Consider the following 12,316-nt stretch of genomic DNA (forward strand, 5'->3'; position numbering starts at 1 on the left):
CCTTATTATACAGGTAAACCAAACTTTTTAAAACCCAATGCGAGAAAAACACCAATCAAAAAGACAAAAACAATCCCAGCGATAATTCGTTCATGAATATTGAACTCTTTCGATTGTTTTGGAACCCCTAGAACAGAGGCTAAGAGCAATCCCCCTACCAGTCCACCGATATGTCCCATAATATCCACTGAACTACTAAATAAATTGAAAACTAAGTTTAAACCAATAAACATTGCATAACGTCTAACCATAAACATCACAGACGGGTTATGACGAAAATGACGTCCTAAAATAACAAATGCCCCAAACAATCCAAACAAAGACGTACTTGCTCCTGCTGAAATACTGTTTGGCGAACCTAAAGCAAAACTAAGGACATTCCCTGCAATGCCGCTAAGTAAATAAATTATTAAATAGCGCCAATGACCATAAATACTTTCAATTTGTGAACCGATATAATAGAGCGTAACCATGTTTACAGCAAAATGCATCCAACCTATATGTAAAAAAATAGGTGTGAAGAAGCGCCAATACTCATGTAAAGCAATAATATGGACACGTGACATCGCTCCAAAATTCACTAAAACTCCGATATTCTCTGAACCGCCAAAAAGCTCCATTGCTAAAAAAGTAATTGTTGTAACCCCTAATAAAAGATAGGTCACTATAGGTTCTTTCATAAATCGTTTTATTTTCATTTGTGTTTGATAATCCATAGCATTCTCCCTATTTGATAAATAATTTTTGGACTGGTAAATCAAAGACTTCTGGTCGCCACTTTTCTTGCATTTGTTCGCTAAATACTAAGCTACATGTTTTCCCTTCATGCTGAGCTAAATACCTATCATAATAACCGCCACCATGCCCAATCCGATATCCTTCTTGGTTAAAGACAACACCCGGAACAATAATTAAATCAATTGGATCAAAAAATTCGGTTACACCCACTGGCTCATCTATCCCATATGTCGATGAAACAAAGGTCGTTTCTGGATAAACAGCATAAAAAGACAACTTTCGCTCTTTTCTAGAACAAGGAACTAACATTTTTTTCCCTTCACGCCAACCTTGTTCAATCACTTTATTCATATTAAACTCAAATGGCAATGGCTTGATTACCGCAATAGAACTTGCCTCTTTCCAATAAGAATCGCTAAAAAGTTGATCCAGCAACACTTGCTCTTTTTCCTCTTTAATAGTCTGATTCTCTAGCAACCAGTCAAGACTTGCCAAGCCCAGTTTCCTTGCAGAAGCTTTATCCATACGTGCCTCCAATCTATAAGAATCCATTATTCCGCCTAAAAAACAACCGATTTTCAAGCGCAATCAAACGACTATTCTCAACGATAGAATCTTGTCTTTTAGTTTATAGAAAAGCTCTCAAAATAGCAAATTTGATTATAGAAAAAAGAAGGCATTCGTCTAAAATCGCTTAAACAACAGATTGCTTTTCAAACCTAGACAACCATTGTTCAATCACTTGATAAGCCTCTGCTTTTTCTTCTTCCAGTAAAATCTCATGTCTTAATTCTGGAAATAGCGTTACGCTCACCTCAGTTAACCCAGACTCAGCTAATTCTCCTCGAACTTTCTCGATGCCTTTTCCAAAATCGCCAACAGGATCTTGAGCGCCACTAATCATTAAAATCGGCAATTTTTTTTGCAACTTGCTGCCCCAACCTTTTTTATTCGCGCCTTCAATCAATTGAAACAACGTATAAAAACCGTTATTTGTAAAAGTAAAACCAGTTAAATGATCCTTTTCATAGTTCGCTACATTTTCAGGATTTTTACTAAGCCAATTAAACGAGCTAGGTTCTGGAAATTTTTTGCTAAAAGCGCCAAATGCCAACTTATCCACCATCGGATTTTTCTTACTACCGTTCTTTTTAGACAACCATTTCACTAACGGTAAAGCAAAATTTACCCCCACAGGTTTACTTCCTGTTCCCATCAAAATGACACCATTAAGACCCTCGCTATTCGTTTGAAGGTAATTCCTTAATGCAAATGACCCCATACTATGCCCCATCATGAAATACGGGCAGTCTGGATAACTGGCTTGGGCCCACGTTCGCACTTGATGAATATCTGCTAATACAAGAGCAATCGTTTCTTCGCCAAAATACCCGTATTGAGGTGCTTCTGGATGTACCGATTTTCCATGCCCTAAATGATCGTGTCCAACCACTAAATATCCCAGTTGATTCAGGTACTCAGCAAATTCGCTGTATCGCTCAATATACTCTGCCATCCCATGAATAATTTGTACGATTGCTTTAGGTTCTCCTTTAGGTTTCCAACAAACCGTGTGCAATTTCGTTTGTTTATCTGAAGATATTATTGTCGAAGTTTCCATCTGTCAATCACCTTTTCTATTTTTATCTCTACAATGGTTTCTAGTGAACAGTATGCCACGAAGATGGAGGTGTTTTCAACTCTTCCCACGAAAATTCCATCGAAAAAGAGTAGCTTCATAGCTTTCTGCCACTTTCGTTTATCCTTTCCTAAAAAAGCAAAAGAAGAGCGTAACTAACATCAGAACTTACTCTGACCTTTACTACGCTCTTACTAAAAATATAACCCTATTTTGTTCAGTTAATTTGGCTTCAATTCTCGTTCAAAAAAAGTGGCAATTGTATCCATCGTGACACCATTTACCAGATGCCCTTCACCTTGGCCAATTAAAAACTCCGTGTTATCTGAATAAGGTTCATTTTCTATTTCGGTAAAGAAATCATCTACATCTTCATATGGAATCTTTTCATCCTCGGTACCATGCCAAAACAGCACGGGGCGATTCGCTAGTTTTTCTGGAAAAATAGATAAATCATAGTTTGCAATCCATACAAGCAATAACGGGACATCTTGCGGAATAAAGATTGACATTTCTTTCGCATTCTTTAATACTCGCTCTAAGTATTTTAATGGGGAAGGGGTTCCCATAATACAAGCACCTACTTTTATTTCAGGATGTTGAGTAAGCAAACAACTAGCTGTCATGCCCCCCATTGACACGCCACCAACACCAATCAAGTCATCTTTGATTAGTTCATGTGCTTCAAAATAGTGGATTAATTGTGAAAATTCAAAAATATTATACTGAATACTGGCCCAAAAGGTCACCGACGGAATTGGCGAAATAGGGCCCGTTCTCCGTTCTCCATGATTCATAGCATCTGGTAGAACAACACGGAAGCCTTTTTCTGCCAGCTTACGAGCCTGTGTCAATACTAGCTCTTTTGAAGACTGCCACCCATGATAATAAATAATTAATGGTAAGGGGGCATTTCTATCTTCTTCTAAAACAACCTCTAACACAGGAATCTTTTTGACATAGCGATGCCTAGTTGTTATTTTCATATGAATCATACCTTTCTTTCAAGGAAATCACTTACGTTAATAATACTATAGTTGCAAAGAAATAGCACAATGCAACATTTTTCAATTGTCTATTATTTATGGCAAATAAACGAGGAAACATTTCCTTTTCAGCAAACATTTCTCTCGCTTCTCTTTTCCTTTGTAAGCTATTTATTGAATAATAGGATTTACCGATTGATCTATCGAAATGGTTTCTGTTCCATATCGTTCACCTAAAACATACTTCGCCATATGAATCGTTCGATCACTCATTCTTTCTAAATTAGATGCTGTATCGATGAAAAGAACCCCGTCTGCTGCGCGACCTTTTCCACTATTCATAATTGAAATATATTTTTTCCGAAGCATTTTTACCATTGTATCAATTTGTTCTTCTCGTTCTAAAATATGAGCAGCCATTTCTTTGTCTTCATTTTCAAAGGCAATTAAGGAATCACGGATGTTTTTCGACACTTTTTCAAACAAATCAACTAAATCCTCATCATGCAAAATGACTTCATTTCTGGAAGAAACTTTTCCTTCTTTTTTATCTTTTGCTTTTTGTTTCTTTTCCATTCGGATTGCTTCATTCACATACTGTATAATATTTCGACAATGATCGCCAATCCGCTCCAAATCTTTTGTTAGTTCTAAGAGCATCGTTTGTTCATGGCTTTCTGAAATCGATAATTCCGTTGCAGATAGCTTAACTAAGTATTCTGTTAGGCGATTATCCATATCATTAATAGCACTTTCGTACTGATTCGCGTTTTCTTTATCAACACCCTCTTGTTTTTCATAATAAGCTTTAGTAGAATCAAACGCTCCTTGCACATACTCGCCCATTTGTAACAATTCAATTTTAGCTTGATTTAACGCCAAAACTGGTGAGCTGTGAATAATCGCTTCATTTAAATTGGACGGCTTAAACTCAATACTATGATCTTTTCCTGGAATAATTTTTCGCACCAACCATTCAATTTTACTAATAAACCAAAACTGAATCAGTAAATTGGACACATTAAACAGTCCATGTGCTACTGCAATTTGCATAGAAGGATTCAAATTCAACGCGCCAGAAATGCTCACAACTACGGCTGTAAAAGGCGTAAGAAGAAGAGTAAAGATAATTGCACCAACGAGATTAAAAACCACGTGTGAGGCTGCTGTGCGCTTTGCAGCTACGCTGGCACCTAAGGCAGCAATGACCGCGGTTATCGTCGTTCCGATGTTATCTCCAAAAAGAATCGGTAACACTGCTCCTAAAGCTAAGCTTCCTTGACTATAAAGCTGCTGTAAAATCCCAATTGTGGCACTAGAACTTTGCAATACCATCGTTAACAACGTTCCAATCCCTACACCTAAAACAGGATGATGAGAAACATCGACCATTAATTTTGAAAATTGCGGAAGTTCACTTAAAGGCGCCATCCCATTTCCCATTAATTTTAAGCCATAAAATAGACAACCAAAACCAAAAATGATTTGCCCAATATTATTCACTGTTTCTTTCTTAGAAAAGAAAAGTAAAATGGAACCAACACCAATAATCGGCAGTGCATACGCACTTAAATTAAACCCAATAATAAATGCCGTCACTGTCGTCCCAACGTTTGCTCCCATAATCACGCCGATTGCTTGTCGTAAAGACATGAAACCAACACTAACTAAGCCAACCGTTAACACGGTAGTACCTGAACTACTCTGAATGATTGCGGTAACAATTAACCCCGCTAAAACAGCTCTTAACGGTGTTGATGTGAATGTATTTAAAATTTCTCTTAAAGAATCCCCTGCAGATTTCTGCAAGCCATCCCCCATATATTTCATCCCAAATAGAAATATTCCTAAACCACCTAGAAAAGGAAATAATATTTCCTGATAAGACACAGGCTGTTCCTCCTTAGTAAATAGACTCAATTTAAGAGTACAGAAAAACCATGAAAATGTAAATAAAAGAATCATTAATAAGAACAATAATTTCATTTCTATTTTATGCTCCCATTGTTTTCATATCTTTTTTTACAGACAGACGTTTTTTAATTAAAATCATCGCTAACTTAAAGTAAGTCAATAATCCTGTTCAAATAACAAACGTTCTTCTTTTCTCCTTTAATAACAGACTCAATTTATTCGTAAATAAATCTATTTTTTTATGTATTTTTATAAGATTATCTTAATGTTTTTGTTATATAATAATTGAGGTTTAGAAATAGTGGCTAGCATTACTCCTTTTAAATGACATAGCACGACCCTTCGCGACTTGTCGCACATAGGCTACTATTTCTAAACCCTTTTCTTAAAAAAAATAAATTAGCTTCTTTTGCTGGTACCATACTTGATTTTATGGTCTTTTTTTATGCATTAAAGAGGCTGCTTTTTTTCGCCGATTATTCGGATTAGGAGAACATGACAAAACTGATGTTTAGTTTTATCATGTTCTCATTTTTTCAGTTAACTTTAAATTAACACTCATTTTTGTATCATAATGATGTCATTTACTTTAAAAAAAAGAGAAGGGTGGATATTCATGTACAAGAAAATGATGTTTCTACTAGCTATTCTTACTGTCGGTTCAGTTTCCGGTTGTTCAAACAAAAAAGTTGAAAAAATAGAGCCAGATAAAAATAGTTCTGGCATACGCTATGACCAAAATGATTCAGAAACGCCAAAAGTAAGAAAAATACAAAAGGGTAGTAGTGGCGCTGACCATTCCAACAGTAGCGAGGTCATCGTTGAAGAAAAAAGCGATAAAAACTGATGTGGCAACAAAAAATACTGATAAGAGCTATCCAGAACAAGCTCTTATCAGTATTTCTATTTGTCGTTATGCAAAAAAAATGACGCCTATATAATGTCAACCCTTCCCCAAGTTTTCACAAATTATATAGACGCTTTGTGGAGTGAAGCCTTTATTGTAGAATAACCCATTTTTCGATTTCTTTCAACCAATATGAAATCAAAGTTCATATAATGAAATAGCAAATATTTTTTAATAGTTATTATCCTTTGTGAAATTTCAGCATCTATCTTGAATCGTCGTATAGTTACGACTGCACATTCTTGCCATTTTTGCAAAATTAAATACCCGTTTTCTATAGAAAACGGGATCGGAGTCTTTCAAGAGAACCTTGAAAAGAAACCTGTCGGACTTTAAGTATAGCATAAAGAAAAAGTTTTGGAACAACGTTTTCAAAAATTTAATCGTTAAAAATATTTTTTATCGTCCCCTAAAATCTTAAATTTTGTTTTTTTAGCAGTTGGAAAATAGTTGTTTTGCTTGAATAGCTAAAATATTTAATAAATTAGCAAGGTTAATTTATTAACCGTTAGTCTAGAAAATGTTCTTTTAATTATCGATTTACTTCAGGCTTCATTCTATTTTAGACTTTACCAATAAAAAAGAAGCTGAATAGCAATCAACTTCTTACTAATTAGCTTTTCTAAATAAATTCAAGTAGCATAAAACAAAAAATTGTCGCTAGTAGATATAAAATATACATCCCTACAACCATTTGGTTTAAATTTACATTTTGGAATTTATTAGTATATGATTTTTGAAAAGTAACGACTAACATCCCTAGCGTAATCAACACCACACAACTATTTCTGAAATTAAAAAATAGATTCCAACCAAAAGAGGCGGTCATCATTTGCATTCTAGGTAGAAAATAATAGATTCCTATTGCAACGAAGGTTCCAAAAGAAGTAGTAGTCTTTGTTTTACTCATGATATATACCTCCCATTTAATACGTTCTGATTTTAGGATTACACTTTGAATCACAGACAAAATGTAACCATCTTTATGAACACTTATTCTATACTAAAAAAATACCATGAAAACGCAAACAAAACAATCCTAAAAAATAGGGACTCTAAAGAATCACTCTACCGCAAGCTTATTTAATTACAGTCATCGTCACCATACTTAAACTTAAATGCCAGTGGAGACAACGAGCGTATTCCCTTCATAGATTCCAGTACTTCTTTTCATATATCCCCCACGTAGAACTTGCTATCAAACTAACGTTCCCGCCCGCTTGCTTTCCCATAAAATGACCGCCATAAAGACCATCCTTTTGAACAAAAAAGTACCCTATCATCCCGATTCTTTCATCGATCAATAGAGTACTTCTCTGATAATCCTATACTTTCCAAGTAACTAGAAGCTCTTTCCTGTTTTTAGAAAGCAATTTACATTTAGACTATTTTTTATTCCTTTTATCAGCAGACATCGTTATCACGATAAACAGCTATTCGCTTACCATCCTCCAGAAGCTCCGCCACCACCTGATGAGCCACCGCCAAAGGAACCCCATGAAGAACCGCCGCCGCTTCCTGAATTGTTGTTGTCAGACCAATTTTTAGAATTATAATTGGAAAGTAGGTATGCGGTTGTTAAAACATGCCCATCTCCTGCGTAAAGAGTGTCGCCGACTAATACCCGACCAAACATCATTTTTTTGGCATTGGGATTTTTCAACAACTTTCCTTGTGTAATAGCCTTTTGTATCCCTTTAGCGGTCATTGCGAAAGCTAATCCACTAAGCATGATATAGTATAAATCTGTTTGCTTAATAATTTTCACTTTCAATTCATTTTCTGCCGTTCCTGTTGTAGTTTGTGACAAAAAGGCTTGATAGCATTTTTTCAGAGGTTTTCTAGCACGTAAGTTTTTAACTACCATAAGGAGACTAATCAAAATAACTAGTAGTAAGGAAATCAGTGCCGTCCAGTGCTGAAACGCCAAACTACTTTTTGCACTTGCTAGTTTATCAATTTGAGAATCGACTAAAGCTGTTTTGGTGTTCATTAGTGAAAAAACTTCCTCGACAACTTGAGTCACACCTTTTCCATAGTTTCCATCTTTAAAAGCATCAACGACATCACTATTATCTATAATATCGGATGCAGCCCCATCGGGAATTAACCCTTCCAAACCATAACCAACTTCTAAACGGAATTTACGATCTTCCAAGGCGATTAGGTATAAAATACCATTATTTTTTTCTTTATCCCCAATCCCTAATTGATTAAAAATAGTATTTGCATAGGATTCGATACTTTCACCATTCGGCAATTGCGGAACGGTGACCACTTGTAACTGGGCACCTTCTGTACTAGCTGCCAATTGTTTGTTTAAATCATAAATTTTTTGTTTGACCTCTTTGTCTAAAATATTCGCATTGTCTGAAACAAAAATATTGTTTTTATTTATGGTTAAGGTACTGTCCGTCCCTTCAATTGGGACTTGATAATTATTTTCTTCCGTTGGATATTCTTTTAATCCTGCTAAATTGTCTTGCAACACATCTTTAAATGATTTCGTTGCTACCGAAATTTTTCCCGATAAAATATCTTCCCGTTCCTGTTGAAGCGTCTGAATTTGCTCTTCATAGGAAGCTTTTTTATCCGCATATTGATTGTTAGCAACAAAAAATTGATACAGACTGAATCCACTGATTACCATTACAATTAAGAATACGCTCGTTAAAATACTGCTTCTTTTACGTATCGCACGATAGTTATTCGTTACTTTTTGATTTAATTGTTCTGCTTGGTTGGTTTGACTTCTATATGTCTTCATCGTTCTCACCCTTATTTAAAACTTACGTCTGGAACTTCCTTCGCTTTATCGTCAGCTTTAAAATTGACTTTCTTTTCAAATCCCATTGTTCTCGCTACGATATTTTTAGGGAAGCGAACTAAGTTTTGATTGTATTTTTGCACTTCATCAATGTAATTCTTACGCTCTACCGAAATACGGTTTTCTGTTCCTTCTAGTTGAACCATTAATGTTTTTACATTTTCATTAGAGGCAAGTTGTGGGTAACTTTCTTGAATGACATTGATCATTGTTCCTAAGGATTGATCAATTTTTGCATTAGCGTTCACTTTCTCTTGTGGTGTGCCTGCACCGTTGTATTCTTTTCTAGCCTCTGTAATTTGCTTAAACACTTCTTTTTCCTGATCCATACTTCCTTGGACACTATTAACCAAGTTAGGAATCAAATCTGCCCGTCGCTGCATCACGTTTTCCACTTGCGACCATTTCGCATCAACATTGTTTTCTGCACTTGCTAACGAATTATAAGTACTAACGAAATAACCTCCGATAGCCAAAATAACGACTAAAACGCCACCTAAAATAAATAATCCTGTTTTATTCTTTTTCATTCCGATACATCCCTTCTACTTTCACGACTTAACTTCACCGTAATAAATTAGTAATACAATTGTAACATAAGTTTGTTAGAAGTCCTCATACTTTAGACTGATTTTAAAAAAAGCTGTAAAAAATCCAGTGGAGCCTCTCCAATTTGACCTGTTGCATCAAAATAATTAGTTCTTTCTACCTTACCCTCTAGTGATAAACGATTATCTCAAATACATTAAAATTTACTGTACCATATCTAATTATAATACACTTCATCCAAAAAAAGCCCATGTGAAGGAACAGTCATCCCCGCTTCACTTCTAGTCTTATTTTCAAATATTTCGTCAATACTTGCCAACTCCATCTTTCCTGTTCCGATTTCCAATAGTGTACCCATGATAATCCGAACCATTTTATATAGAAAACCATCACCCACAAAGGTAAAATGCAGCAAGCTCCCCTCTTGTGTGATTGACAGCTCCTTAATCGTTCGGACTGTTGATTTTTTGGTCTTTTTTAGGGAAGAGAAACCGATAAAATCATGGGTACCGATTAATTTTTCACAGGCCTGATTAACTAAATCCAGATTAAGCTCTTCTGGAAAATGGAAGCTGTAATGGCGTTCAAAAGCTGAAGGAATTGAGTTATTCCAAACATGGTAACTATATTTTTTCCCTGTTGCATTGTATCTAGCATGGAATCGCTCTGGCACTTCTTCTACTTTTTTAACCACGATATCCCGAGGCAATTGATGATTAAAAACATCCCCTATCTCGGTTAAACTTATGGTGCTATTGGTTTTGAAATTAGCAATCTGTCCTCTAGCATGTGTTCCCGCATCCGTTCGACCAGAACCCACGATTTCAGTAGTTGTTCCTAACAGCTTTGTCAGGATTGCTTCGATTTTTCCTTGTATCGTTTTATCAGAATTTCCCAGTCGTTGCCAACCTAGATATCTCCCACCATCATATTCGATGGTTAGTTTTATATTTCTCATCTGTTTGATTCACGCTCCGATTCTCTCTGTTATTCATTCAATAACTTGCTCCGATTTTCTAAAAAATAGATCTTCGTCTCATGACACTTATCATAGCACATCGTTGCTATTTCTTTTATAGATAATGTTGGAAAATCATTTTCGATATAACAAAAAACTGTATCCAAAATTTAGAATACAGTTTTTTAAGACTAATACTTTTATTCGCAACAATAACGAAACTAACTAAGTTTGGGAACTATTCAATTTAAAATGACTCTAAAACTTTTCAATACGAGAGTAAGTCGATCTATTTGTTTGGGAACTATTCAATTTAACATGACTCTAAAACAATCTTTCTGCTAACATTGTGTATGTTAGAGTTTGGGAACTATTCAATTTAACATGACTCTAAAACCAATTAACCAAATGGATCAATACCGCTACTGTTTGGGAACTATTCAATTTAACATGACTCTAAAACATATCGATAAGTCACATGTTTTCCTTCAAGGTTTGGGAACTATTCAATTTAACATGACTCTAAAACTGAGCGTGGAACGTCTTAAATCGATTGTTATTTTGGGAACTATTCAATTTAACATGACTCTAAAACCCATTGTAGGTACGTTTGTACGTCCAAGTAGTTTGGGAACTATTCAATTTAACATGACTCTAAAACGTAGTCAGCGAAGAATGATTTTATGCTGATGTTTGGGAACTATTCAATTTAACATGACTCTAAAACTAGCAGATGTTCCTTGTGGTTGATTGGTTAGGTTTGGGAACTATTCAATTTAACATGACTCTAAAACTAAGTAATACTTCACCAGATGATAAAAAGAGTTTGGGAACTATTCAATTTAACATGACTCTAAAACGTATGACTTGATATACCTGCTCATCATAATGTTTGGGAACTATTCAATTTAACATGACTCTAAAACTACGCGTGTTATTTGTGTCTTTTCTGCTATGTTTGGGAACTATTCAATTTAACATGACTCTAAAACTCGTCAATTGATACTTTTGGCTGTCTTACTGTTTGGGAACTATTCAATTTAACATGACTCTAAAACCTCAAATCAAAATAAATCGTACTGAATTCCCATTTGGAAAGCATTCAAAATAGCATGAATTTCAAACCCATTCAGGTGACTAGCCCTTCAATTTCAAATGCTATTCTTTTTATTTGACACTGCATGTTATCTCTTATTTTTTGAAATTATAGCATAATGTGGCTCAAAAAGAAATCGCTATCTAAGTAGTAATGTGGTATATTTTCTAAAATATATTGACTACTTTCAATAATTAGAACTGTTTGATTGTTCAAATCAATTTGCTCCATTATATATTTATATTCTTGGTTTGTTAATAAAATATTTAAGTGCGTGAAAATCAGTAACTTTTCTCCAGCTAAATCATTTAACGTATTAATTAGCAACTGTATTTTTTCAAAAATACTTGTTTGCATTTTCTGGTCAATCGATAACCCAATCATTTTAAACAGCTCTTTGTAATTTAATTCATCTTTATACATTAAATCCAAATCATTATTTTCATCAATTACTTGGATCAATTTATAAATCATATTACGATAATCATGCTCTATTTCGTGTTTTTTATCAATTTCATAACCAATTTGTGTAATTAGCCGATTATATAGCAACGTTTTGATACTTCTTTCATCAAAATCAAAAGACAAGGGATTAAAAATCGGTATGTAGTGAGACCCAAAAGTTAGACCAAATACCGACTGGAAAAATCTGGTCGGTAGTTTTATGTCGTTGTCCGTTCACGATATTGAACAGGACTGCAA

The 12,316-nt window shown here is 34.9% G+C and carries 12 protein-coding genes and 1 CRISPR repeat array; of the genes, 1 reads left to right on the top strand and 11 read right to left on the bottom strand.

The window, feature by feature from the left end:
- Nucleotides 1-5: 5 nt before the first annotated feature.
- From BCR26_RS01685 to BCR26_RS01705, 5 genes are all read right to left on the bottom strand, one after another.
- A complete protein-coding gene (locus BCR26_RS01685; protein ID WP_069697229.1) occupies nucleotides 6-716 on the bottom strand; it encodes a rhomboid family intramembrane serine protease in 711 nt (236 codons plus the stop codon).
- Between the two features lie 10 nt (nucleotides 717-726).
- Nucleotides 727-1,263 carry a 5-formyltetrahydrofolate cyclo-ligase gene (locus tag BCR26_RS01690; RefSeq protein ID WP_069697230.1) on the bottom strand — a complete coding sequence of 179 codons (537 nt, stop codon included), beginning with the start codon at nucleotides 1,261-1,263 and terminating at the stop codon, nucleotides 727-729.
- Nucleotides 1,264-1,432: 169 nt separating this feature from the next.
- Nucleotides 1,433-2,359: an alpha/beta fold hydrolase gene (locus BCR26_RS01695; protein WP_069697231.1), complete on the bottom strand. Its 927-nt coding sequence runs from the start codon at nucleotides 2,357-2,359 to the stop codon at nucleotides 1,433-1,435.
- Nucleotides 2,360-2,598: 239 nt separating this feature from the next.
- Nucleotides 2,599-3,363 carry an alpha/beta fold hydrolase gene (locus tag BCR26_RS01700; protein WP_069697243.1) on the bottom strand — a complete coding sequence of 255 codons (765 nt, stop codon included), beginning with the start codon at nucleotides 3,361-3,363 and terminating at the stop codon, nucleotides 2,599-2,601.
- 171 nt (nucleotides 3,364-3,534) lie between these two features.
- Nucleotides 3,535-5,253: a Na/Pi cotransporter family protein gene (locus BCR26_RS01705; protein WP_069697232.1), complete on the bottom strand. Its 1,719-nt coding sequence runs from the start codon at nucleotides 5,251-5,253 to the stop codon at nucleotides 3,535-3,537.
- A 640-nt stretch (nucleotides 5,254-5,893) separates the two neighbouring features.
- On the opposite strand from BCR26_RS01705, the gene BCR26_RS01710 reads away from it, so the two are divergent.
- Complete coding sequence (locus BCR26_RS01710; RefSeq protein WP_069697233.1) at nucleotides 5,894-6,124, top strand: hypothetical protein; 231 nt, start codon at nucleotides 5,894-5,896, stop codon at nucleotides 6,122-6,124.
- 682 nt (nucleotides 6,125-6,806) lie between these two features.
- Here BCR26_RS01710 and BCR26_RS01715 read toward each other — a convergent pair.
- The 6 genes from BCR26_RS01715 to csn2 form a co-directional block, all read right to left on the bottom strand.
- Nucleotides 6,807-7,094 carry a hypothetical protein gene (locus BCR26_RS01715; protein ID WP_069697234.1) on the bottom strand — a complete coding sequence of 96 codons (288 nt, stop codon included), beginning with the start codon at nucleotides 7,092-7,094 and terminating at the stop codon, nucleotides 6,807-6,809.
- 238 nt (nucleotides 7,095-7,332) lie between these two features.
- A complete protein-coding gene (locus BCR26_RS19075) occupies nucleotides 7,333-7,467 on the bottom strand; it encodes a hypothetical protein (RefSeq protein WP_281186362.1) in 135 nt (44 codons plus the stop codon).
- A gap of 158 nt (nucleotides 7,468-7,625) precedes the next feature.
- A complete protein-coding gene (locus tag BCR26_RS01720; protein WP_069697235.1) occupies nucleotides 7,626-8,951 on the bottom strand; it encodes a TPM domain-containing protein in 1,326 nt (441 codons plus the stop codon).
- An 11-nt stretch (nucleotides 8,952-8,962) separates the two neighbouring features.
- Complete coding sequence (locus BCR26_RS01725; protein WP_069697236.1) at nucleotides 8,963-9,541, bottom strand: LemA family protein; 579 nt, start codon at nucleotides 9,539-9,541, stop codon at nucleotides 8,963-8,965.
- Between the two features lie 236 nt (nucleotides 9,542-9,777).
- A complete protein-coding gene (gene truA / locus BCR26_RS01730) occupies nucleotides 9,778-10,518 on the bottom strand; it encodes a tRNA pseudouridine(38-40) synthase TruA (RefSeq protein WP_069697237.1) in 741 nt (246 codons plus the stop codon).
- A gap of 229 nt (nucleotides 10,519-10,747) precedes the next feature.
- A CRISPR array of direct repeats spans nucleotides 10,748-11,576; the repeat unit is 36 nt; unit sequence GTTTGGGAACTATTCAATTTAACATGACTCTAAAAC.
- A gap of 146 nt (nucleotides 11,577-11,722) precedes the next feature.
- Nucleotides 11,723-12,280: a type II-A CRISPR-associated protein Csn2 gene (csn2, locus tag BCR26_RS01735; RefSeq protein WP_084386981.1), complete on the bottom strand. Its 558-nt coding sequence runs from the start codon at nucleotides 12,278-12,280 to the stop codon at nucleotides 11,723-11,725.
- Between the last annotated feature and the right edge of the window lie 36 nt (nucleotides 12,281-12,316).

Origin of the sequence: Enterococcus rivorum, assembly GCF_001742285.1 — a bacterium.
In the GTDB taxonomy this organism is placed as follows: domain Bacteria; phylum Bacillota; class Bacilli; order Lactobacillales; family Enterococcaceae; genus Enterococcus_L; species Enterococcus_L rivorum.